This is a genomic window from Streptomyces sp. NPDC006476 (assembly GCF_040612015.1).
Classification (GTDB): Bacteria; Actinomycetota; Actinomycetes; order Streptomycetales; family Streptomycetaceae; genus Streptomyces; species Streptomyces griseorubiginosus_B.
The window spans coordinates 119,498-142,749 of sequence record NZ_JBEXPK010000016.1 but is presented as its reverse complement, the minus strand read 5'-3'; the positions used below and the strand labels follow the sequence as shown (position 1 = coordinate 142,749).

Below are 23,252 nucleotides of genomic sequence, written 5' to 3'. Positions count from 1 at the left end.
CCGCTACCGTGCGGGGCATGCAGGATGCCGAAGACGTACGCCGTATCGCCCTTGCCCTGCCCGACACGGCGGAGAAGGTCGCCTGGAGCATGCCCACGTTCCGGGTCGCGGGGAAGATGTTCGCCACGCTGCCCGAGGACGAGACGTCCATCGCCGTGCGCTGCCCCAAGGCGGAGCGCGACGAGCTGGTGCTGGCGGAGCCGGAGAAGTTCTGGATCGCCGGCCACGAGGCGCAGTTCGCCTGGGTGCGAGTCCGCCTCGCCGCGCTGGAGGACGAGGGGGAGCTGCGGGACATCCTCGCCGACTCCTGGCGCCAGGCGGCCCCCACCCGGCTGCTGGAGGCCTACCCCGAGCTGGGGCTGCCGGCCGACGGCTGAGACAAAAGCCGTGCGCGATCAACGGCCGGAGTGCGGTATGGTTTGCTAACGCGTCCGGCCAGGGGAAACCCCAGGTCAGACAGACACCGGGACGTGGCGCAGCTTGGTAGCGCACTTGACTGGGGGTCAAGGGGTCGCAGGTTCAAATCCTGTCGTCCCGACGGTGTTCACCAGCGGGTTTGCCGATTACGGCAGACCCGCTGGTTGCGTTTTCCCTAAAAGACTCCTCGGACCGGCTCACCCGCCCCCCTATCCGCTAACATAGAATAATTAGATAGATAAATGAGCGACTGGGTGGCGAGGAGTGGCCGTGGACTTCGGGCTGACCGACGAGCAGGACCTGTTGCGCGCGACGGCACGGCAGTTCGTCGCCGACGTGTGCCCGGCCGAGCGGGCCAAGCGGTGGGACGAGGAGGGAGCCGTACCGCCCGAGCTGTTCCGCGGGATGGCCGACATGGGGTGGTTCGCCCTTCCGTTCAGCGAGGAGGAGGGCGGCGACGGCGGCGGGCCGCTGGAGCTCGTGCTGATCGCCGAGGAACTGGGACGGGCCAGCTTCGACGTGGCCATGTGCTACATCGGCGTACTCATCCCCGGGATCACGGTCTTCCGATGGGGCAGCGAGGCGCAGCGCGAGTTCATCCGCGAGCAGGTCATGACCGGCCGCCACCGGCTCGCCGTCGGCCTCAGCGAGCCCGACAGCGGCTCCGACGCGGCCGCGCTGCGCACCACCGCCGAGGACCTGGGTGAGCACTTCCTGGTGCGCGGGCAGAAGGCGTGGTGCACGGGCGCCGGACTGCCCGACACCACCATCGCCACCTACGTGCGCACCGGTCCCCGCGAGCCGAAGCACGGCGGCATCAGCCTGCTGCTCGTCGACCCGGCGACCGAGGGCGTCGAGATCCGCCGCACCCCCACGCTCGCCCGGCACATCCTCGGCACCAACGAGGTCTTCTTCAACGACGTCCGCGTCCCGAAGGAGAACCTCGTCGGCCCGCGTGACGACGGCTGGAAGGTGATGCTCTCCAACATCGAACTGGAGAAGGTGATCATCACCGGCGGCTATCTGGGGGCCGCCCAGTCCACCCTGGACGAGATGCTGGAGTACGCCCGCACCCGCCACGCCTTCGGCCGCCCGATCGGCAACTTCCAGTCACTCGCCCACGCCATGGCCGACCTGCAGACCGAGATCGACTCCGCCCGGCTGCTCGCCTACCGGGCCGCCTGGCTGCTCGCCCAGGGCAAGCCGTGCACCCGCGAGGGCTCGATGGCGAAGCTGAAGGGTTCGGAGACCTATGTGGCGGCCGCCCGGCTCGGCATGCAGGTCTGCGCGGGGCACGGCTTCTCCACCGAGAGCGTGATGAGCTTCCGCTACCGCGAGTCGATCGTCGCCACGATCTCCGGGGGGACCAGCCAGATCCAGCGCAACGGGATCGCCCGCAGCATGGGGCTGCGGTCCTACTGACCGCCCCCGGCCGCGTCCTGCCCGGCCAGCCACTGCTCGTGCCGGGCGAAATGGCCCCGGTCCCGCGTCACCCAGATCCCGGAGGCCCGGGCCAGCACGGCCCGGGCCGGCAGCAGGACCATCTCGCCCCTGATGTACCAGCGTGAGCCCTCGCGCCGCTCCACCCAGGCCCTGACCTCCAGCGGCCGCTCCACCGGCACGGGCTTGACGAAGCTCACGCTCAGTTCCGCCGTCACGCTCAACACCCGGTGCAGCAGCGGGAGATGACCGAGGCAGTCGTCCAGCACGGCCGCCGTCCAGCCGCCGTGCGCCACATCGGGGCCGCCCTCCTGGTCGCGCGGACAGGCCAGTTCGAACCACGCCACACCGTCGTCGTCGAGACGTTCGCGCCGCACGCCCAGCCGGCAGGAACCGGAACCGCGGCACGCTCCGCACAGCGCCACCCCGCCGGGGCTGCGGGGCGGCTCCTGGAAGTCCGCGCCCGCCCAGGTCCCCGTCGTGTTCCCCATCCGTTCCTCCTGTCACACATCCGCGAGCAGCGGACGCAGCTTCCCGGCGATGAGCTGGACCTGGCGGGCCACCATCTCCTCGGGCATCCCGGCCAGCGAGGCCCACAGGAACACCCCTTCCACCGGCAACCCTGCAACGTACGCCCTGACGGCCTCGGCGGTCTCCTGCGGGGTGCCGTACAGGAACTGTCCGACGCCGCTCGCACTCAGCCCGGTCTCGCGCCACTTCTCCGGGTCGATGGGGCGCGGGACCGGCTGGTCCGTCCCCTCCACCATGTACCGGCGGTAGCTGTCCCACTGGTACGCCAGGTGTCTGCGCACCACCGGCCAGTCCCCTTCGGGGTCCTCGGTGACGAACGTCGTGAACGAGCCCTGCATCCGGGCCACCGAGGCGTCGTACCCGCTCTCGGCGAGGCCCTCCCGGTACGGCTCCAGCAGGGCGGGGTTCAGGGACAGCAGCCCCGTGCCGAGCCGGCCGGCCCGCCGGGCGCCCTGCGGGCCCTGGTAGCCGAGCCAGATCGGCAGCGGGTCCTGGACGGGACCGGGGGTGACCAGGGACTCGGCCCACAGGCCGCGGATCTCCCGCACCCGCTGGTCGGTCGTGGTGTAGCGCCTGGCGAGGTCGGCGCCGAACAGCCGGTACTCGGGCACCCGGTAGCCGGTGCCCAGGCCGAGGTCCAGGCGGCCGTCGCTGATGATGTCCACGACCGCCGCCTGCTCGGCGAGCTCGGGGGCCGCGTGCAGGGGCGCCGGGACGACCGCGGTGCCCAGCCGCACCCGGCGGGTACGGGCCGCGGCGGCCGCCGCCATGGTGAGCGGCTGGGGGAGATACCCGTCCTCGAAGCCGTGGTGCTCGGAGAACCACACCGAGTCCAGGCCCAGCCGGTCCGCCTCCTCGCACATCTCCAGGGCGAACCCGTAGACCCGGGACCAGCTCTGCCGCCAGGGCGGGGGGTTGCGCAGGTCGAAGTAGATGCCCACCTTCACGCCGGACCGCCTCCTGTGGTGTGTTCCGTGAGTCGGATCGCCGCGTGCGTGACGGCGACCCCGTGCCCGGGCGGCAGCAGCCGTACCGGACGCAGTTGCAGGGCCTCGATGCGGGGGAGGTCGTCGACCATCGCCGAGAACCGCAGGACGGTCTCCTCCAGGGCCGCGAGGTCCACCCCGGGCCCGCCGGCCCGGCCGTCCAGCAGCGGGGCCGCGCGCAGCGAGCGGACCATCTCCCGGGCGTCGCGGTCGCTGAGCGGGGTGACGCGGTGCGCCACGTCCGCCATGAGGTCGGCGTAGTCCCCGGTGAGCCCGAAGGAGACCACCGGCCCGAAGACCGGGTCCGCGCCGACGGAGAGGAACGCGTCCGGACCCGGGCCCGGTGGTACGTCGCGTACGGCGATTCCGTACGCGGCCAGCAACTCGACGGCGACCGCTGCCGGAACCGGGCCGGCGGCGCAGGAGGCGACGAGTGACCGGGCGCGCTCGGCGTCAACTCCCGCGAGGTCCGGCACGACGCCCGCGGGGGTGCTGCGCCAGGCCTGGTAGGCCGCCGCGTGCCCGAGCGAGGCGGCCGCCGCCTCGGGGAACGTGTAGGTGGGGACGACGAGTCCGTCCCGGTGGAGCAGGTCGGCGACCCCTGCCCCGCCCAGGAAGCTCGTCACCACCGGCTTGTCCGGGGCGGTCGCGGCCGCGTCGAGAATGGCGGCCGCCACCTCGTCGGGCTTGTCCGCGAGCGGCGGCATGAACAGGACGACCGCCGCGTCGACGCCGTCGTCCGCCAGGGCCGCCTCCAGTGCCCGCCGGTAGTGCGCGGCGGTGGCCATGGGGGTCAGGTCGATCGGGTTGGCGACCTCGGCGTGGGGCGCGAGGGACGAGCGGAGCGTGTGCCGGGTGCGCTCGCTGAGCGCGGGCACGCGCAGCCCGTTCGCCGTGCACGCCCCGACCGTCAGGGCCGCGGGGCCGCCCGCGTTGGTGATCACGGCGACCCGGTCGCCGGGCGGGGGAGGCTGGTGGGCGAGCAGCAGGGCGACGTCGAACAGCTCCTGGAGACTGCTGGTGCGGATCACCCCGGACTGGGCGAACAGTGAACTCGCCACCGAGTCCGCGGGGCCCGGGTGGACGGCGACGATCGGCTTGCGCGGGGCGACCCGGCGGGCGACGCGGGCGAACCGGCGCGGATCGCCGAACGTCTCCACGTGCAGCAGGATCACCGAGGTCGCCGGGTCCTCCTCCCACCACTGGAGCAGTTCGTCGGTGGAGACGTCCACGGCGTGGCCCACCGACACGAAGCCGGAGAAGCCGAGCCGCAGCCGCCGGGCGTGGTCGAGGACCGCGAGCCCCAGCGGCCCGGACTGGCTGGACATCGCCACCCGGCCGGGCGCCGGCAGGGCGGGCGAGAAGGTCGCGGCCAGCCGCGCGGCGGGCGCCGTGTTGAGCACGCCCATGCAGTTGGGGCCCACCAGGCGCATCCCGGAGGCGCGGGCGAAGCGGGCCAGCTCCAGCTCGGCGGAGCGTCCCTCGGTTCCGGTCTCCCCGAAGCCGGTCGAGACGACGACCACCGCCCTGACCCCGGCCTCGGCGCATTCCCGTACGACCTCGGGCACGGCCTGGGCGCGCACGGCCACCAGCGCCAGATCCGGCGGCTCGGGCAGGTCCCGCACGCCGGCGTAGGCCCGCACCCCGGCGATCCGCTCCGCCCGCGGGTTGACCGGGAAGACGCCGCCGTCGAAGCCGCCCCGCAGCAGGTTGGCCACGATCTCGTGGCCGATCGTCAGGGGGCGGCGGTTGGCGCCGATCACGGCGACCGAGCGTGGTTCGAGCAGGGGCCGCAGGGAGCGTCGTACGGCCGTGTGTTCGCGGCGTTCGGCGCGTGCGACGGCCTGGGCCTGCGGGTCGACGGCGATCTCGAAGTGGATGATCTGGCCGGGCGGTCCGGCCTCCACCCGGTAGCCGGAGCCGAGGAAGACGTTGATCATCCGGGTGTTGTCGGCGAGGACGTCGGCCTCCAGCACCCGGATGCCGCGAGCGCGCGCGGCGGCCGCGATGTGCTCCAGGAGCAGCCGGCCGAACCCCTCGCTCTGGTGGTCGTCCCGGATGGTGAACGTGACCTCGGCGTGCTCCGGTTCGGCGGGGTCGCGGACATAGCGGACCAGGCCGGCGATCTCGTCGCCGGCCAGGGCGACGAGGGCCAGCTCGTTGAGGTAGTCCACCTGGGCGCCGCGCCGGATGACGTCGTCGCGGGCGCGGACCACCGGGCCCAGGGAGCGGTAGGCCAGGGTCGCCCGGGAGAGGCTGCCCACGAAGGCGACCAGACGGTCGGAGTCCTCGGGCCGGATGGGCCGGACGAAGGTCGACCGCCCGGTCCTGACCAGCCCGGGCCGCTCCAGGTCGTCCGGGTACGAGGGGTACGGGGAAGTGCTCACCGGTGTCCCGTCGCCGGCGCCGGTCAGACGGCCGCCTCCTGGGGGGTCGGGTCCGGCAGGCCGAAGAGTTCGTTGAAGGTGCCGCGCGTGACACGGTCGCGGACGTCGTCCGGCACACCGTCGAACAGGTCGTGCAGCGTGGCCTGGGTGTGGCCGTAGGTGCCCTCCAGGTGGGGGTAGTCGTCGCCCCACATCACATTGCGGTAGCCGGTCGACTCGACGATCTCCACCGAGCTCTTGTCGTGCTGGAAGGACGCGTACACCTGCTGCCGGATGATCTCGCTGGGCAGCCGGCTCAGCTTCGGCCGGACGAACATGCCGTGCTGGCGGTAGGCCTCGTCCATGCGGTCGCCGATGGCCGGCACCCAGCCCGCGCCGCCCTCCGCGATGAGGATCTTCAGGTCCGGGTGGCGGTCGAGGGCGCCGCCCGCGACCAGGTGGGACACCACCCGCATGCCCGGGTAGGTCGTCTCCATGTAGTTGACGACCGCGCCGCCGGGCCCGCGGAAGACGACGTTCTGGCCGCCGGTGCCGATGTGGAAGCCGAGCACGATGCCGGCCCGCTCGGCCGCGGTCCACAGCGGTTCCCAGCGGTCGAGGGCGTACTCCTCGCCCTCCCGGGTCGAGCAGGGCAGGAAGACGGCCTTGAAGCCCATCTCGGCCGCCCGCTCCAGCTCGGTGACCGCGTCGCCGATGTCCGCCGTCGAGACGCAGGCGGTGGTGATCACGCGCTTGTTCTTGCTGAGGATCTCGTCGTACGCCCAGTCGTTCCAGGCGCGCACGGTCTCCCGGGCCAGCTCCCGGTCGGTGATCGACACGAGCCAGAACCCCATGGAGGGGAAGGCCAGTTGGGACCAGACGCCCTCCTGGTCGAGGTCCTTCAGCCGGACCTTCAGGTCCCAGGCGCCCGGCGGGCGCATGGCGTCCATGAAGTCGCCGAGCTGGCGGTCGATGCGCTCGCCGTCGATGTAGAGCATCTCGTACTTCTCCCCGCGCTCGCTGCGCGGGGCCCGGGCGCCGAGCCGCGCGGGCAGCCGCTCGGTCCACACGTCGGCGGGTTCCATCACATGGGAGTCCCCGGAGTTGACCCAGATCTTCGTCATGACACTCCTCGGCACAATGGATGTAATCAGTTAGCGATTTTAAGTGTATGGGGCGCGGAAGGGAAGGTGGCGCCGGCGTTCCGGTTGAATCCGTCGAAATAGTTGACTGATTGCGCTAATAGCTGCAAGATCTGGGCACTGAGCCGCGAGGAGGCGCCATGGCCGGTGACAGGGACACCGCTGACAGGTACTTCGAGCCCCAGGTGGAGACCATGCCCCGCGAGGAACTGCGGGCACGGCAGGAGGAACGGGTCCTGGAGCTCGTCGAGTACGCCTACGCGGGCTCGGCCTTCTACCGCGAGCTGTGGGACGAGCACGGGGTCCACCCGCGGGACGTCCGGTCCCTGGAGGACTTCCGGGCACGCGTCCCGTTCATCACCAAGGACATGGTGCGCGCCTACCGGGCCCGCACCGGCGACCCCTTCGGCGGTCTGCTGTGCGTGCCGTCCGAGGAGCTGACCTCGGTGTCCTCCAGCTCGGGCACCACCGGCGACCCGGAGTTCTTCGCCGAGATCTGGCAGGACGCCCCGCCGCTGGTCACCGCCCAGGTGCGGGACCTGTGGGAACTCGGCCTCCGCCCCGGCGACCGGGTGCTGAGTCCGCCCGGCACCTTCCGCAACCTCATGGACCCCGGTTACCAGGCGCTCGGCGCCGTGGTGATCGAGGTGGACACCTGGATGGGGAAGATGCACGAGGTCGTCGAGGCGCTACGCACCTACCGGCCCGCCTATCTGCAGATGATGTACCCGCAGATGGTGGAGCTGGAGCACCTGGCGGAGAAGACGGACCTGAAGGAGGCCTTCTCCTCCCTCAAGGGCGCCTCCTGCGCCGGGCAGCCGCTGAGCCGGCGCATGCGCGAGCGCATCCGCAACGACTGGGGCATCGACGTCTACGAGTACACCAGCGCCGCCGACACCGGCACCGCCTGGGAGTGCCGCGAGCACGACGGCTTCCACCTCTGGGAGGACACCGTCTTCGCGGAGTGCGTCGAGGTGACCGAGGACGGCTGGCGTGACGTCCCCGAGGGCGAGCTCGGCGAACTGGTCGCCACCGACCTGGACAACCGGGCCGCCCCGCTGATCCGTTACCGCAGCGAGGACCTGGTCCGGCTGTCCGGCGACACCTGCGGCTGCGGCCGTACCCACGCCCGGATGTGGGTCGCCGGACGACGCGGCGACGAGACGCTGGTGCGGGGACGGTCCGTGGTGCTGCGGGACGTCTGGCAGGCGGTCGAGGACCAGCCGGAGACCGTCGCCGGGGTCTTCCAGATCGTCCGCGAGAGCCGCGAGGTCGACGAACTGCGGCTGCGCGTCGGCTACGACCCCTCGCTCACCGGCGACGTCGACGCCCTGTCCGGCCGGCTGACCGAGGCCGTGCGCGAACGCACCGGGGTCAAACCGGTGCTCGACCTGCGCCCCGAGGAGGACCTGTTGAAGACCATGACCAGCGTCGCCAAGTTCCCCCGGGTGGTGAAGAGCTGATGGCCCGCGCCGACACCCTGGCCCGGGCGAGGGAGCTCGACCGGCCCGAACTCGCCTACCTGGTGCGCTTCTTTGCCGCCGGGGGCACCCGGGAGACCGAGCTGACCCGGGCCGAACTCGCCCGGGACACCGACTGGGCCACCGCCCGCCTGCGCGAGCACGGCCTCGCCCCCGGACAGCGGGCCCTGCTGACCGCGTCCGGATTCGAGGGCTTCTGGGGCCACGCCGTGATCGGCGCCCTGCGGGCGCTGAAGGTGACCTACGGCATCGCCGAGGCGATGGGCTGGGACCACCGCCGTACCTCCGTCTTCCACCGCGAGCTGCGCCCGCACGCCGTGATCGGACTGTCCGCCGAGACCCTGGAGGGCCTCGCCGGGGGCGCCGACATCGGCGAGATGTTCCGGGCGACACCGGTAGTGCTGGCCCGGCCGGCCGCCGTGCCGGTGCTGCGGGCGGTGGGCGTGTCCGCCTGTCTGCTCTCGCCCGTCGGACCCGCCCTCGCGCTGGAGTGCCCCGAGCGCGGTGGCGCGCATGTCAACGGCGCCGAATGGCGGGTGGGCGACCGCGACGGGGAACTGTTCGTGGCCGCGGGGGAGCAGCGCACATCGCCCCTGCCCGAGACCCCGCTCGGCATCGCGGGCAGGGTCGTCTCCGGCCGGTGCGGCTGCGGCAGCGAGGACCCGCGCGTGCTGCTCGCCGAGACCGACCGGCCTTCCTGATCGAGGAGTTGAGGATGTCCGAAGAAGTGGTCGACGGCCGAGTCGTGGTCGTCACCGGAGCCGGAAACGGCATCGGCCGGGCCCATGCCCTGGCCTTCGCCGCGCACGGAGCCAGGGTCGTGGTCAACGACCTCGGCGGCGGGCGCGACGGCGCGGGAGCCTCGGCCGGCCCCGCGCAGGCCGTGGTGGACGAGATCGTCGCAGCGGGCGGCGAGGCCGTCGCCAACACCGACGACATCTCCACCTGGGACGGCGCCGGCCATCTGGTCCGGCACGCCGTGGACACCTACGGCGGCCTGGACGTCCTGGTCAACAACGCCGGCATCCTGCGCGACCGGATGATCGTGTCGATGACCGAGCAGGACTGGGACAGCGTGCTCGCCGTCCATCTCAAGGGCAGCTTCGCCACCCTGCACCACGCGGCCGCGTACTGGCGCGAGCGTGCCAAGGCCGGTCACGCCAACGACGCCCGGGTGATCAACACGACCTCCCCGTCCGGCATCTTCGGCAACCCCGGACAGTCCAACTACGGCTCGGCCAAGGCCGGCATCGCGAGCCTCACGATCATCGCCGCCGCCGAACTCGCCCGCTACGGCGTCACGGTGAACGCCATCGCGCCGACCGCGCTCACCCGGCTGACCGAGGACATCGAGATGATGCGGCAGGCCGCCGAGAGCCAGGACCTCACCCCGGAGGCCATCTCACCGCTCGTGGTGTGGCTGGGCTCGGCGGCCTCGCGCGAGGTCACCGGCCGGGTCTTCGGCGTCGTCGGCAACCGCATCACCGTGCTGGAGGGCTGGGTCAACGGCCCCGGCGTGAGCGCCGAGACCCGCTGGACACCCGAGGAGCTGTCCTCGGTCGTCCCGAACCTGGTCGCCAAGGCCGCGCCCAACGCCGACGCGCTCGGTCACCGGAACGGGGCGTGAGATGACGACGACGCAAACCCCGGTCGCCGAGGACCTGTTCACCTGGCCTGGCGGCCCCGACGACCCGCCCCGGCTCATCGGCTCGGAGTGCGCGGACTGCGGCCTGGTCAGCTTCCCGGCCGCCCCGGACTGTGTGCGGTGCGCGAGCACGCAGTCGAAGCGCCGGCTGCTCGCCGACCGCGGCACGCTGTGGACGTACACCACCCAGAACTTCCGCCCGCCGTCCCCGCCGTACGACGGCCCCGAGAGCTTCGAGCCCTACGCGGTCGGTTACGTCGAACTCCCCGGCGAGCTGCTGGTGGAGGCACGCCTCACCGAACCCGACCCCGGCAAGCTGCGCATCGGGCAGCCCATGCGGCTCACGCTCGTGCCGTACACCGTCCAGGACGACGGTACCGAGGTCGTCACCTTCGCGTTCGCACCGGCCGAGGAGGAGACACCGTGACCGAGGCCGTCATCATCGGAGTCGGGCTCCACCCCTTCGGCCGCTTCCCCGGCAAGCCGGCACTCGACATGGGCGCGGACGCGGTACGGCTCGCGCTCGCCGACGCCGGCGTGAACTGGCCGCAGATCCAGGGCGGTTACATCGGCAGCTACGAGGTTGCCAACCCGGACGCCATCGTGGGCCGCCTCGGCCTGACCGGCGTCCCGCTGCGCGGGGTGTTCAACGGGTGTGCCACGGCCGGTACGGCCCTCGCGCTGGCCGCCCGTGCCATCGAGACCGGCGAGCACGACCTGACCGTCGCGATCGGCCTGGACAAGCACCCGCGCGGCGCCTTCGCCGCCGATCCGTCCGTGGCGGGCATCCCCTCCTGGTACGGGCAGACCGGGCTCTTCCTCACCACGCACTTCTTCGGCATGAAGATCAACCGCTATATGCACGAGCACGGCATCTCCCACGAGACGCTGGCCCGCGTGGCCTCGAAGAACTTCCGCAACGCGGCCGCGAACGAGAAAGCCTGGCGCCGGACTCCCCTCACCCCGGAGGAAGTTCTCGCCTCACCGGTCCTCAACTACCCCCTGCGCCAGTTCATGTACTGCGGTCCCAACGAGGGTGCCGCGGCGCTCGTGCTGTGCCGCGCCGACCAGGCCCACAAGTACACCGGGAAGCCGGTACGGGTCCGTTCCACCGCCCTGCGCAGCCGCCGGCTCGGTGCCTTCGAGGTGCAGAGCCCGTCGTTCCCGGTCGGTGAGCCGGTCGACAGCCCGAGCGTGGACGCCTCCCGGGCGGCCTACGAGCTGGCGGGCATCGGCCCGGAGGACGTCGACGTCGCTCAACTGCAGGACACCGACGCCGGGTCGGAGATCATCCACATGGCCGAGAACGGTTTGTGCAAGGACGGCGAACAGGAACGTCTCGTCGCCGAGGGCGCGACCGAGATCGGCGGCCGGATCCCGGTCAACACCGACGGCGGACTGCTCGGCAACGGGGAACCGATCGGCGCGTCCGGACTGCGCCAGATCCACGAGATCGTCCTCCAACTGCGCGGCACCGCCGGGACCCGGCAGATCCCCGGCACCCCCCGCGTCGGCTACACCCACCTGTACGGCGCGCCGGGCGCGTCGGCGGTGACGATCCTGTCGACCTGACAGCGGAGCGAACGCGATGACATCCGACGACCCGCAGGACTTCGCCGCCGAGGCGCGCCGCTTCCTCGACGCGCACGCGGCGAAGGCCCCCGACCGCGCCACCGTCGCCTGGGGCGAGGGCGACGACTCGATGGCCTACTTCAGCAGCCTCCCGCCCGAGGAGGAGGCGGAGCAGGTGCGGCGGGCCCGCGCCTGGCAGCGCGTCCGCCACGAGAACGGCTTCGGCTGGATCACCGGGCCGCCCGAGTACGGCGGCCGGGGCCTCACTCCCGTCCACGAACTGCTCTACGCCTCCGTCGAGTCCGAGTACGACGTCCCGGACACCGGCGTGCTCGGCGTGGTCGGACTCGGCATGATCGGACCGACGATCCTCGCCCACGCCCAGCCCCACATCAAGGAACGCTGGCTGCCCGCGATGTACCGCGGGGACGCCATCGCCTGCCAGCTGTTCAGCGAGCCCGGCGCAGGGTCCGACCTGGCGAGCGTGGCGACCCGGGCCGTCCGCGAGGGCGGGGAGTGGGTGCTGAACGGGCAGAAGGTGTGGACCTCGGTCGCCCACCACAGCCAGATCGGCCTCGCGCTGACCCGGACCAACCCCGACGCTCCCAAGCACCGCGGCATCACGGCCTTCCTCGTCCCCATGGACGCCCCGGGCGTCGAGGTACGCCCGCTGCGGCAGATGACCGGCGGCGCCGACTTCAACGAGGTCTTCCTCACCGACGTCCGCATCCCCGACGACCACCGTCTCGGCGAGGTCGACGGCGGCTGGACGGTCGCCCTGACCACCCTGATGAACGAGCGCGACACCGTCGGCAGCGAGGGCGCAGGCCCGGTGGCCGCCGCCCTGTCCCCGGACCACCTCTCGGCGCTCATGCGCGCCACCTGGACCTGGGACGACCGCGCCCTGCGCGCACGCCTCGCCGAACTCCTCGTCGACGCCATGGCCACCCGCTACCTCAACACCCGCGCCCAGCGCACCCTGCGAGCGGGCACCGCCCCCGGCCCCGAGAGGTCCGTCGCCAAGCTGATGTACGGTCAGAACCTCACCCGCGCCGCCCACTTCGTGTCCGAGTGCCTCGGCCCGCGCATCATCGCCGACACCGGCCGCTGGGGAACGTACTCCTGGGCCGAACTCCTGCTGGCCACCCCGGCGTTGCGCATCCTCGGCGGCACCGAGGAGATCATGAAGAACATCCTCGCGGAACGTGTCCTCGGCCTGCCGAAGGAGGCACGCGCATGATCGCCGACGACAGCGAGCTGAAGGAACTCCGGTCCTCCGTGAGGGAGTTCATGGAGGCCAAGTCACCGGAAGAGGCCGTGCGCAAGCTCATGGACAGCGAGCCGCGCTTCGACGCCGAGGTGTGGGCCCAGGCGTCCGACCAGCTACGGCTGCCGGGGCTGGCCATCCCCGAGGAGTACGGCGGCGACGGCTTCGGCCTCGTCGAACTCGGCGTGGTCCTGGAGGAGATGGGCCGCGCACTGTTCTGCGCGCCCTTCTTCTCCACCGTCCTGCTGGCCGCCCAGGCGCTGCTGGCCTCCGGCGACCAGGACGCCTGCGCCCGCCATCTGCCGGGCATCGCCGCCGGCCGCACCACGGCCACCCTCGCCGTCGCCGAGGACGACGGCTCCTGGGACCCCGCTCTGATCACCGTGCGCGCCCGGCCCGACGGGGACGGCGGCTGGCGGCTGACCGGCCGCAAGTGCTTCGTGATCGACGGCACCACGGCGGACCTGGTCCTGGTCGTCGCCCGCACGGTCGCCGGTCCGTCCCTGTTCGCGGTCGACCGGTCGGCGACGGGTCTGTCCGCGGAGCCGCTCACCACCCTGGACGCCACCAGGGCCATGGCCCGGCTGACCTTCGATGCCGTGCCCGCGGTGCTCGTGGGCGCGGACGGGGCGGGTGGGCGTGTCATGGCCCGGGTCCTGGACGTGGCGTCGGTGGGGCTGGCCGCCGAGCAGGCGGGCGGGGCGCGCCGGTGCCTGGAGATGAGCGCGGAGTACGCCTGCACCCGGCACCAGTTCGGCCGGCCGATCGGCTCCTTCCAGGCGGTCAAGCACAAGTGCGCGGACATGCTGGTCCAGGTCGAACTGGCCGAGGCCGCGTCACGGGAGGCCGCGCTGCTGGCCGACGAGGGCTCCGCCGACTTCCCCGTGGCCTCGGCGGTCGCCCACGCGAGCTGCTCCAAGGCGTACATGGTCGCCGCCATGGAGAACATCCAGGTTCACGGCGGCATCGGCTTCACCTGGGAACACCCGGCGCATCTGTACTTCCGGCGGGCGAAGTCCTCCCAACTGCTCTTCGGCGGACCGGCGATCTACCACGAACGCCTCCTGGACCGGCTCGGCATCTGACGACCGAGCCGTCGAGAGGGCCCCGGGGCTTCGGACGTCCCCGGGGCCTTCTCGACGACCCCGTCCGTGGCACGTCTTGCTCCTCGCATAGCCTTCATTCTCATGACCCGCGTCTGGCTCCCGCCGATCCTGTTCCTGCTCTGCGGCACGGGCCTCGCGGTCGGGCTGCTCCTCGACCAGGACCCCGGAACCGCCGTCGTACTTCTCCTGGTGTTCGTCCTGCTCGCGGGGGTGAACTCCCCCCTCGTCTTCCCCAGGTCGATCGAGGCCGGGGAGGCGCTGCGCCGGAGCGCGGTCGACGGTCGGCCGGTCGTCTACTGGCGGCCGGGCTGCGCCTACTGCCTACGGCTGCGCATGCGCCTGGGCCGCCGGGCCCGCCGGGCGCACTGGGTCGACATCTGGCGCGACCCCGAGGGCGCGGCGGCGGTGCGGGCGGTCAACGACGGCAACGAGACCGTGCCGACCGTCGTCGTGGCCGGCCGGTCCCACGTCAATCCCGCCCCCGCGTGGCTGCGCGAACAGCTCTGCCGCCCCGCGTGACGACGAGGCCGCGTGGCTGCATGCCTGCAAGGCCGCAAGTCCAGTTCAGCCCCGTGGCCGGGTGACCGCGAGGCCGCAGGTCCGGTTCAGCCGGGTGGCCGCGTGCCGCGTGACCGGGTGTCCGCGAGGCCGCAGGTCCGGTTCAGCCCCGTGGCCGGGTACCCACGTGACCGCGTGACCGCGTGACCGCGTGACCGCGTGCCGCCTGCCGGGTGGCCAGGTGGCCGGGTGCCCGCGTCCCGCCTGCCGGGTGACCGAGTGTCCGCGAGGCCGCATGTCCGCGAGGCCGCAAGTCCGTTTCAGCCAGGTGGCCAGGTGGCCAGGTGGCCGGGTGCGCGCGTCCCGCCTGCCGGGTGACCGAGTGTCCGCGAGGCCGCGTGTCCGCGAGGCCGCAGGTCCGGTTCAGCCGGGTGGCCGCGTGTCCGCGAAGCCGCAGGTCTGTTCAGCCGCGTGCCCGCGTGTCCGCGTGTCCGCGAGGCCGCGTGACCGCGTGTCCGCGAGGCCGCGTGCCTGCGTGCCCGCGAGGTCGCCTGTCCGCGGGGGCGCACGTCCGGTGCAGCCGTCTGTCGGGTGACCGCGTGGCCGGGTGGCCGCGTGGTCGGCGCCGGTCAGCCGCGGGCCGCCTTGCCCAGCAGGGCCTTTGCGATGATGATCTGCTGGATCTGGCTGGTGCCCTCGTAGATGCGGAACAGGCGGGCGTCGCGGTAGAAGCGTTCCACGGCGACACCGCGCATGTAGCCCGCGCCGCCGTGGATCTGCACCGCGCGGTCGGCGACCCGCCAGACCATCTCGCTTGCGAAGTACTTCGCGCAGGACGGGCCGATCTTGGTGTCGGTCCCGGCGTCGAAGGCGCTCGCCGCCTCCAGGACCGTGGCCCGGCCGGCGTAGTAGTCGGTCTGCGAGTCGGCGATGAGGCCCTGGACGAGCTGGAAGGAGCCGATGAGCTGTCCGGACTGCCTGCGGGTGCTCGCGTACGCGACCGACTCGTCGACCAGCCGCTCCGCCATGCCGACCATCAGCGCCGAGATGTGGACGCGGCCGTGCGCGATGCAGCCCATGGCCGTGGAGAAGCCCCGGTTGAGCCCGGCCTCACCGCCGACCAGCGCGGAGGCCGGGACGCGTACGTCGTCGAAGTACACGTCCGCGGTCCAGGCCCCGAACTGGCCCATCTTGTGGTCCCGGGCGGCCACCGTCAGACCCGGTGTGCCGGCGGGGACGAGGAAGGTGGAGATGCCCCGGGTGCGCGGGGCGTCGGGGTCGGTGCGGGCGAAGACCATGAAGACGTCGGCGAGCGGGGCGTTGGTGATGTACCGCTTGGCGCCGTTGATCACCCAGGTGTCTCCGTCGAGATGGGCGCGGGTGGTCAGCGTCGACGGGTCGGACCCGGCCTCGGGTTCGGTGAGCGCGAACGACGCCAGGACGTCGCCGGAGGCGATCCGCGGCAGCCACTCGGCCTTCTGTTCCTCCGTGCCGCCGACCATCAGGACGTGCCCGGCGATACCGTTGTTCGTCCCGAACATGGAGCGCAACGACGGTGTGGTGTAGCCCAGTTCGAACATCAGCCGGGCCTCTTCGTGCATCGACAGACCGAGCCCGCCGTACTCCTCGGGCAGCGCGAAGCCGAACAGCCCCATCTTCTTCGCCGCCTCGCGGATGTCCGCGGGCATCTCGTCCTTCTCGTCGATCTCCGCCTCGAGCGGCACGACACGTTCCCGGACGAAACGCCGGACCTCGGACAGCACCGCGCTGAAGTCAGCCGCGTCCATGTCGACTCCCTTACCTAGTGATCCGTTTGTGTCTCGTCCGGCTTCCGCCGCGGCCGGTAGCAGGCCGCCAGCAGGGCCGCCGCGCTCGCCGTGCCGAGTCCGGCGGCGAGCAATGCCGGTCCCGCGCCCGCCCGTTCGCGGTGCAGCAGCCCGTCGAGGGAGTACCGGCCGTGGCCGAGTGCCGCCAGGGCGACGGCCGCGCCGCCCACCACGCCGACGTACTCCCAGCCACCCTTGAAGACGAAGAAGCCCTTGCCGCGGTGGTCGGTCCGGGCCGCCACGGTCATCAGTCCGACGGCCGCCGCCGCGGGCAGAGGACCCGCCGCGCCGAGGGCGATGCCCACGCCCGCCGCCATCTCGGTCCCGGCCGCCATCCGGGCGTGCACGCCGGCCGGCCGGAGGCCGAGCGCCTCGAACCAGCCCGTCGTGCCCTCCAGCCCGCCCGACCCGGCGACCTTGTTCCAGCCGTGGGCGAAGAGCATGGGCCCGAGGGTGGCCCTGAGGACGAGCGCGGCGGCGTCGGTCCCTTTTACTGGCCTGCCCCGGTGGCCCGGCCCGCGGGTGCGACACCATACAACTGCGGTACGGCGTCCACGAGTTCGTCGTACGTGAGGGCCTGTCCCGACCGGCTGGGGTGGACCGCGGCGACGGTCCACCCCGTCAGCCGGTTCAGCCGGTTGCCCTCGATGCGCAGGACCTGGCCGGTCAGCCAGGCCGCGCTGTCTGAGGCGAGGTAGACGACGACCCCGGAGGCGTTGGCGGGATCGCGCGGGTCGAAGCCGTCGGTGGCCGCGAGGGACGCGCCGACCTCGAGCCCGTCCGTCATCCGGGTGGCCGCGATGGGCGAGATGGCGTTCGCGGTGACGCCGTACTTGCGCATCTCCAGGGCCGTGAGCACGGTCAGCCCGGCTATCCCGGCCTTCGCGGCACCGTAGTTGGACTGCCCCTGGTTGCCGAACAGGCCCGTTCCGGACGTGGTGTTGATGACCCGGCCGGTGACGCGCTCACCCCGCTTGGACGCCTCGCGCCAGTACGCGCACGCGTGCCGGGTGAGGGCGAAGGTGCCCTTCAGATGCACCGCGATCACCGAGTCGAACTCGGCCTCGGTCATCGAGAACAGCATCCGGTCGCGCACGATGCCCGCGTTGTTGACGACGACGTCCAGCCGGCCGAACTCCGCGACCGTGTCCGCCACCATCGCCTCCGTGGCCGCCCAGTCCGTGACCGAGGCGTGGTTGGCGACCGCCCGGCCGCCCAGCTTGGTGATCTCCGCCACCACGTCGTCGGCGGGGGAGTCCCCGGTCCGCTCGCCGTGCACGCCCGAGCCGAGGTCGTTGACCACCACGGTCGCCCCGGCCTCGGCGAGCGCCAGACAGTGCGCCCGGCCCAGCCCCCGGCCACCGCCGGTCACGATCGCGACCTTGTCGTCGAGGATGCCCACGCCGTACCTCCAGAAGAAGAGCTGATGTGTCGGGTCAGTCGAGTTCGCGCAGTACGTCCTCGGTGTGCTCGCCGAGCGTCGGCGCGCCGGTGCGCGGCTTCTCGTCCACGCCCCAGAAGCGCACCGGGGTCGCCACCGTGCGCAGGGGCGGCGCGTCGCCCATGCCGGGCTGCTCGACGAACGCCCCCACGGCCTCCGCCTGCGGGTCGGCGGACACCTCGGCGAGGGTCTGCACGGGCGCCCACCACACGCCCTCGGCGTCGAACCGCGCCGCCCACTCCTCCAGCGGCCGCTTGGCGAACTCCTCGTCGAACACGGCGATCAGCTCCCGGACGTGGCCCCGCCGGGCCTTGCCGGTGGCGAACCGTTCGTCCTCCGACAGGTCCTCCCGGCCGAGCGCCTTGACCACGCCGGGCCAGTGCCGGCCGCCCTCCAGACCGACCAGCCAGAACCAGCGGCCGTCGGCGGCCTGGTAGCAGTTGTAGAGGGGGGACTCGTGCTCGGTGCGGGGGCGGGTGCGCCCGCGCCTGCCGAAGAAGTTCTGCAGGGCGAGGTCGTTGCCGTTCGCGTACGTTCCGGACCGCAGCAGCGACACGTCCACCACGCCGCCCTCGCCGGTGCGTTCGCGGCGCAGCAGCGCGGCCAGCACACCGGCGACCAGGTTGGCGGCGGCCGTACGGTCGCCGAGGCCGGGGCGGATGCCGGGCGGCGGCTCGCCGGCCGGGTTGAGCATGGCGGCGATGCCCGGCCGGGCCCAGAAGGCGGAGACGTCGTAACCGGCCCGGTCGCGCTCGGCGCCCGCCCAGCCGTAGCCCGTCAGCGTGCCGACGACCAGTCGGGGATGGCGCTCCCGCAACTCCTCCGGGTCCAGCCCCAGTCGCTCCAGGGCGCCGGGCCGGAGGTTGGTGACGAAGACGTCGGCGCGTTCCAGCAGCCGCTCCAGGACCTCTCTGCCGTCCTCGGAGCGCAGATCGAGGACGATGCCGCGCTTGCCGCGGTTGTCGGTCTCGAACGGGGGCGCGCTGTCGATGTCCTGGCCGACGTGCCGCAGCGTGTAGCGGTTGGGGTCGCCGGTGGGGGCCTCCACCTTGATCACGTCGGCGCCCCAGTCGGCCAGCATGGTGGCGGCGGCCGGTGCGGCCACCCACATGCCGAGCTCGACGACGGAAATGCCTTCCAATGGCCGCACGGCCCACCTCCAGGTGTGTCGGTAGGCCTACACGCCGCGGAACGCGCCGGGCCGGCGCTCGCGGAAGGCCTTGAGTCCCTCGATGCGGTCCTCGGTGCAGAACAGCACCGAGACGGTCTCCCGCTCGTAGGCGATCGCCGTCTCGAGGCTCATGGCGAGCCCCTGGTCGATCAGCCGCTTGCCCGCGGCGAGCGCGAGCGGTGCCCCGGCCGTCAGACCACCGGCCAGCTTCTCGGCGGCGGCGAGCGCTCCGCCGGGTTCGGCCAGCTCGTTGACCAGGCCCAGCTGCCAGGCGCGCTCCGCGTCGATCGGTTCCCCGGTGAGGATCATCTGCTTGGCGACCGCCGTCGGCAGCAGACGCGGGAGCCGTTGCGTGCCGCCCGCGCCCGGCAGCACGCCCAGCTTCATCTCGGGCAGCCCCAGACGGGTCCCGCGCTCGGCCACCCGCAGGTCGCAGGCGAGCGCCAGCTCCAGTCCGCCGCCGAAGGCGAACCCGTGGACGGCCGCGACCGACGGCTTGGGGAAGTCCTCCAACAGCGCGAACGCCTCCGTCAGCCGCCCCACGAAGGCCCGGAACTGCCCGGGGGAGGTGAAGGACTCGATCTCGCCGAGGTCGGCACCGGCCGAGAAGGCGCGGCCGGCTCCGGTCACGACGAGGGCGCGCACGTCGTCGTTGTCGCGTATTGCCTCGAGTGCGCGGGTGAGCCGGTCCACCGTCTCCGAGCCGACGGCGTTGAGCCGTTCCGGCCGGTTCAGCGTCAACACGGCGATGCGGTCCCGTAGTTCGACACGCAGCACGGCGGTCACCTCAGACCATCGTCAGGCCGCCGCTGACCGAGAGCGTCTGCCCGGTCATGTAGGCGGCGTCGTCGGACGCGAGGAAGGCCACCACGCCGGCGATCTCGGCGGGCTGGGCGACGCGGCGCAGCGGGATGGCCCGCACGGTCGCGTCGTACATCTTCTGGCTGTAGTCGGCGACCTGCCCGAGCAGCGCGGTGTCGGTCGGCCCGGGGCAGACGCTGTTGACGGTGATGCCGTGCCGGGCGACCTCGCGGGCCAGGGCCTTGCCGAAGGCGATGACACCGCCCTTCGTCGCGGAGTACACGACCTCCCCGGAGGAGCCGACCCGGCCGGCGTCCGAGGCGATGTGCACGATCCGGCCGCCGCCGCGCTCGATCATCGAATCGAGCACCGCCCGGGTCATGGTGATCGTCCCGCGCAGGTTGACCGCGATGATCCGGTCCCAGGTCTCCTCGTCGCTGTCCACGAACCGCCCGATGACGTCCACGGCCGCGTTGTTCACCAGAACGTCCACCGGGCCGAGTTCGGCCGCCACCCGCTCCACGGCCGTGTGCACGGCCGAGCGGTCGGAGATGTCCGCGCCGACGCCGGCCGCGCGCACCCCGTACCGCTCCGCGAGTCGCGCCGCCACCTTGCCAGCGGCCTCGGGGTCCAGGTCGCAGACGGCGACCGCGGCTCCCAGGTCGGCGAGCCGGTCGGCGATCGCCTCGCCGATGCCGCGTCCCGCTCCGGTGACGAGCGCCACCTTGTCCCGTACGCTCACGCGCCCTCCCTGTCCCGGCTCCAAAAACAGCGCTATCGTATAACTACTTCAGCTAAATAAGCGAGATGTAGAGTATGTGAGACGCAGGAGTGGAGTCGAGATGCGCCGTACGATCTTCGCCGAGGAGCACGACCTGTTCCGCGAGACCGCCCGCTCCTACTACCTGCGGGAATGCGTCCCGTACAGCGCGGAGTGGGAGCGCGAGGGGCAGGTCGGCCGGGCCGCGTGGGCGGCGGCGGGCAAGGCCGGACTGATCGGCTGGGAGTTCCCGGAGGAGTACGGCGGGCAGGGCGTCCGCGACTTCCGCTACAACGCCATCATGGCGGAGGAGATGGCCGCCACCGGCGCCGTCGGCATCGGGCTCGGCCTGCAGAACGACGTCGTACCGCCCTACCTCATGAACCTCACCACCGAGGAGCAGAAGGCCCGCTGGCTGCCCGGGGTGATCGCCGGCGAGACCATCTGCGCGCTCGCCCTGTCCGAGCCGGCCGCCGGATCGGACCTCAAGGGCATCCGCACCACCGCCCGCCGGGACGGCGACGAGTGGGTGATCGACGGCTCCAAGACCTTCATCACCAACGGCATCCTCGCCGACCTCGTCATCGTCGCCTGCAAGACCGACCCCGCGGCCGGGCACAAGGGCATCAGTCTGATCGTCGTCGAGCGCGGCGCCGAGGGCTTCGAGCGCGGCCGCAAGCTCGACAAGGTCGGGATGAAGGCCCAGGACACCGCCGAACTCTTCTTCCACGAAGTGCGCGTCCCCGCCGAGAACCTGATCGGCCAGGAGGGTCGCGGTTTCTACCACATGATGGGCAACCTCCCCACCGAGCGGCTCGCCATCGCCGTCGCCGCGCTCGCCTCCGCGCAGCGGGCCTTCGACGTGACGCTGGAGTACGCCAGGACGCGCACCGCCTTCGGCCGGCCGATCGGCGAGTTCCAGGCCAACCGGTTCGCCCTCGCGGACATCAAGGCGAAGCTCGCCGCCGCCCGGGTCTATGTCGACGGCTGCATCATGGCCCTGGTCCAGGGCGAGTTGACGGCCGAGGAGGCCGCCGCGGCCAAGTACTGGACCACGGAGACCGGCTGGGCGGTCATCGACCGCTGTATGCAGCTCTTCGGCGGCTACGGCTACGTCAACGAGTACGAGATCGCCCGCATCTGGCGCGACAGCCGGGTGCAGCGGGTGTTCGGCGGCACCTCGGAGATCATGCAGGAGATCGTCGGCCGCTCGCTGGGTCTGTGACACCGGCACCGTCATTGACTGATACCCGATAAATAGGTTAGCTATTTAAGCGAAGTGTACGGACAGGAGGCAAGTGTGGTCACCGTCGACGTAGCACTGCACCGACAGCGGGCCGAGCAGGTTCTGCCGCGCCCCCGTCTCGTCATCGGCGGGAAGGAGCTGTCCGACACCAGCGGCGGACTCTTCGAGCACGTCAACCCGGCGACCGGTCTCGTCCAGGCCGAGATCCCGCTCGCGGGCCCCGGCGAGGTGGACCAGGCCGTCGCCGCGGCCCGGACCGCGTTCGAGGTCTGGGGCGCCATGCGACCGGCCGAGCGGCGCCGTCTGCTCACCCGCTTCGCCCAGCTGATCCGCGACCACATCCCCGACTTCGCGGCGATCAGCCCGCTGGAGAACGGTGTGTGCGTCGGAGGCTGGGCCGAGAACGTCGGAACGCACATCGCCGAGTGGACCGAGTACTACGCGGGCTGGGCCGACAAGATCGAGGGCATGGTCGGCGCGGCCTACAGCCCCCACGAGAACGTCGAGTACACCCTGGCCGAGCCGTACGGCGTGATCGGCCACATCATCACCTGGAACTCTCCCGCGCTGTCCCTGGCGATGAAGATCCCGCCCTCGCTCGCCGCCGGCAACACCGTGGTGATCAAACCCGCCGAGTCCACCCCGTTCTCCGCGCTGCTCTTCGCCGACCTGGCCCGCGAGGCGGGCATCCCCGACGGTGTGATCAACGTCGTCACCGGCCTCGGTGACGCCGGATCGGCCCTGGTCACGCACCCCGGCGTGGACAAGATCTCCTTCACCGGCGGCCCGGCGACCGCGCGCCGCATCATGGCCGACGCGGCGCTCAGTCTCAAGCCCGTCCTGTTCGAACTCGGCGGCAAGTCCGCCAACCTGCTCTTCGCCGACACCGACCTCGACACCGTCGTGCCGTACTGCGCGGCCTTCGCCATGAGCAACACCGGCCAGGGCTGCGCACTGCCCACCCGCCTCCTGGTCGAGCGGCCGATCTACGACGAGGTGGTCGCCCGGGTCACCGGGGTCGTCGCCCACCTCCCCGTGGGCGACCCGCTCGACCCGACGACCTACATCGGGCCCCTGATCAACGCGGCCGCCCGCGACCGCGTCCAGGGCGTGGTCGACAAGGCGGTGGAGGACGGCGCGGGACGGCTGGTGTACGGCGGTGAACGCATCGACGCCGACGGCTGGTTCGTCTCCCCGACCGTCTTCGCCGACGTCGACAACAGGAGCGACCTCGCCCAGCGGGAGATCTTCGGCCCGGTCCTCGCCCTCACCCCGTTCGACACCGAGGACGAGGCGGTCGCCCTCGCCAACGACACCGAGTACGGCCTGTCCGCCTACGTCCAGTCCCGCGACATCGCCCGCGTGAACCGCCTGGTGCCGCGCCTGAAGGCCGGCACGGTGTACGTCAACCCCGGCCCGAACCCGATCACCTCGCCGGCCACGCCCTTCGGGGGCGTCGGCCTCAGCGGGTTCGGACGGGAGGGCGGCAGGGCCGGACTGGAGGAGTTCATCCACGTCAAGGGCGTCGGCGTCGGCCGCGTCTGACGAGATCCCAC

The 23,252-nt window shown here is 72.2% G+C and carries 21 protein-coding genes, 1 tRNA gene and 1 pseudogene; 13 read left to right on the top strand and 10 right to left on the bottom strand.

The window, feature by feature from the left end; genetic code table 11:
* Positions 1-17: 17 nt before the first annotated feature.
* The 3 genes from ABZZ74_RS20010 (at position 18) to ABZZ74_RS20000 (ending at position 1,839) form a co-directional block, all read left to right on the top strand.
* Complete coding sequence (locus ABZZ74_RS20010) at positions 18-377, top strand: MmcQ/YjbR family DNA-binding protein (RefSeq protein WP_356766633.1); 360 nt, start codon at positions 18-20, stop codon at positions 375-377.
* 87 nt (positions 378-464) lie between these two features.
* A tRNA-Pro gene (locus ABZZ74_RS20005) sits at positions 465-538 on the top strand.
* A 149-nt stretch (positions 539-687) separates the two neighbouring features.
* The gene (locus ABZZ74_RS20000; protein WP_356766631.1) at positions 688-1,839 is read left to right on the top strand and encodes an acyl-CoA dehydrogenase family protein; all 1,152 of its coding nucleotides are present in this window, start codon (positions 688-690) and stop codon (positions 1,837-1,839) included.
* Here ABZZ74_RS20000 and ABZZ74_RS19995 read toward each other — a convergent pair.
* The 4 genes from ABZZ74_RS19995 to ABZZ74_RS19980 are packed head-to-tail and all read right to left on the bottom strand — an operon-like array spanning position 1,833 to position 6,864.
* Positions 1,833-2,348 (bottom strand): PaaI family thioesterase, encoded by a 516-nt coding sequence (locus ABZZ74_RS19995; protein WP_356766629.1) that lies wholly within the window; start codon positions 2,346-2,348, stop codon positions 1,833-1,835. The two genes, ABZZ74_RS20000 and ABZZ74_RS19995, sit on opposite strands and share 7 nt — an antisense overlap.
* Positions 2,349-2,360: 12 nt before the next feature.
* Complete coding sequence (locus tag ABZZ74_RS19990; RefSeq protein WP_356766627.1) at positions 2,361-3,335, bottom strand: LLM class flavin-dependent oxidoreductase; 975 nt, start codon at positions 3,333-3,335, stop codon at positions 2,361-2,363.
* Positions 3,332-5,761, bottom strand: coding sequence for a GNAT family N-acetyltransferase (locus ABZZ74_RS19985; protein ID WP_356766625.1), 2,430 nt, complete (start codon positions 5,759-5,761; stop codon positions 3,332-3,334). Before ABZZ74_RS19985 ends, ABZZ74_RS19990 begins: the two co-directional genes overlap by 4 nt.
* Positions 5,762-5,784: 23 nt before the next feature.
* On the bottom strand, positions 5,785-6,864 hold the full coding sequence (locus ABZZ74_RS19980; protein WP_356766623.1) for an amidohydrolase family protein: 1,080 nt from the start codon (positions 6,862-6,864) through the stop codon (positions 5,785-5,787).
* Between the two features lie 158 nt (positions 6,865-7,022).
* On the opposite strand from ABZZ74_RS19980, the gene ABZZ74_RS19975 reads away from it, so the two are divergent.
* From ABZZ74_RS19975 to ABZZ74_RS19940, 8 genes are all read left to right on the top strand, one after another.
* Positions 7,023-8,345, top strand: a complete 1,323-nt coding sequence (locus tag ABZZ74_RS19975; RefSeq protein WP_356766621.1) for a phenylacetate--CoA ligase family protein — start codon at positions 7,023-7,025, stop codon at positions 8,343-8,345.
* Positions 8,345-9,064 carry a hypothetical protein gene (locus ABZZ74_RS19970; protein ID WP_356766619.1) on the top strand — a complete coding sequence of 240 codons (720 nt, stop codon included), beginning with the start codon at positions 8,345-8,347 and terminating at the stop codon, positions 9,062-9,064. Before ABZZ74_RS19975 ends, ABZZ74_RS19970 begins: the two co-directional genes overlap by 1 nt.
* Before the next feature lie 14 nt (positions 9,065-9,078).
* Positions 9,079-9,990, top strand: coding sequence for an SDR family oxidoreductase (locus tag ABZZ74_RS19965; protein WP_356766617.1), 912 nt, complete (start codon positions 9,079-9,081; stop codon positions 9,988-9,990).
* 1 nt (position 9,991) lies between these two features.
* Positions 9,992-10,435: an OB-fold domain-containing protein gene (locus ABZZ74_RS19960; RefSeq protein WP_356766615.1), complete on the top strand. Its 444-nt coding sequence runs from the start codon at positions 9,992-9,994 to the stop codon at positions 10,433-10,435.
* On the top strand, positions 10,432-11,580 hold the full coding sequence (locus ABZZ74_RS19955) for a thiolase family protein (protein WP_356766613.1): 1,149 nt from the start codon (positions 10,432-10,434) through the stop codon (positions 11,578-11,580). Before ABZZ74_RS19960 ends, ABZZ74_RS19955 begins: the two co-directional genes overlap by 4 nt.
* A gap of 16 nt (positions 11,581-11,596) precedes the next feature.
* Positions 11,597-12,820, top strand: coding sequence for an acyl-CoA dehydrogenase family protein (locus ABZZ74_RS19950; protein ID WP_356766611.1), 1,224 nt, complete (start codon positions 11,597-11,599; stop codon positions 12,818-12,820).
* Complete coding sequence (locus tag ABZZ74_RS19945; protein ID WP_356766609.1) at positions 12,817-13,932, top strand: acyl-CoA dehydrogenase family protein; 1,116 nt, start codon at positions 12,817-12,819, stop codon at positions 13,930-13,932. Before ABZZ74_RS19950 ends, ABZZ74_RS19945 begins: the two co-directional genes overlap by 4 nt.
* A 102-nt stretch (positions 13,933-14,034) precedes the next feature.
* A complete protein-coding gene (locus ABZZ74_RS19940) occupies positions 14,035-14,472 on the top strand; it encodes a glutaredoxin domain-containing protein (RefSeq protein WP_356766607.1) in 438 nt (145 codons plus the stop codon).
* Between the two features lie 608 nt (positions 14,473-15,080).
* Here ABZZ74_RS19940 and ABZZ74_RS19935 read toward each other — a convergent pair.
* The 6 genes and pseudogenes from ABZZ74_RS19935 to ABZZ74_RS19910 form a co-directional block, all read right to left on the bottom strand.
* On the bottom strand, positions 15,081-16,238 hold the full coding sequence (locus ABZZ74_RS19935; protein ID WP_356766605.1) for an acyl-CoA dehydrogenase family protein: 1,158 nt from the start codon (positions 16,236-16,238) through the stop codon (positions 15,081-15,083).
* Positions 16,239-16,252: 14 nt separating this feature from the next.
* Positions 16,253-16,738: pseudogene (locus ABZZ74_RS19930) on the bottom strand (DoxX family protein); the annotation flags it as partial.
* 29 nt (positions 16,739-16,767) lie between these two features.
* Entirely contained in the window at positions 16,768-17,679 is a 912-nt protein-coding gene (locus ABZZ74_RS19925; RefSeq protein ID WP_356766603.1) for an SDR family NAD(P)-dependent oxidoreductase, read from the bottom strand.
* Positions 17,680-17,713: 34 nt separating this feature from the next.
* A complete protein-coding gene (locus ABZZ74_RS19920; RefSeq protein WP_356766601.1) occupies positions 17,714-18,868 on the bottom strand; it encodes a CoA transferase in 1,155 nt (384 codons plus the stop codon).
* A gap of 27 nt (positions 18,869-18,895) precedes the next feature.
* A complete protein-coding gene (locus ABZZ74_RS19915; RefSeq protein ID WP_356766599.1) occupies positions 18,896-19,675 on the bottom strand; it encodes an enoyl-CoA hydratase/isomerase family protein in 780 nt (259 codons plus the stop codon).
* Between the two features lies 1 nt (position 19,676).
* Entirely contained in the window at positions 19,677-20,432 is a 756-nt protein-coding gene (locus ABZZ74_RS19910) for a 3-oxoacyl-ACP reductase family protein (protein ID WP_356766597.1), read from the bottom strand.
* A gap of 100 nt (positions 20,433-20,532) precedes the next feature.
* On the opposite strand from ABZZ74_RS19910, the gene ABZZ74_RS19905 reads away from it, so the two are divergent.
* Positions 20,533-21,675, top strand: a complete 1,143-nt coding sequence (locus tag ABZZ74_RS19905; RefSeq protein ID WP_356766595.1) for an acyl-CoA dehydrogenase family protein — start codon at positions 20,533-20,535, stop codon at positions 21,673-21,675.
* A gap of 75 nt (positions 21,676-21,750) precedes the next feature.
* Positions 21,751-23,241: an aldehyde dehydrogenase family protein gene (locus tag ABZZ74_RS19900; RefSeq protein ID WP_356766593.1), complete on the top strand. Its 1,491-nt coding sequence runs from the start codon at positions 21,751-21,753 to the stop codon at positions 23,239-23,241.
* Positions 23,242-23,252 lie beyond the last annotated feature (11 nt).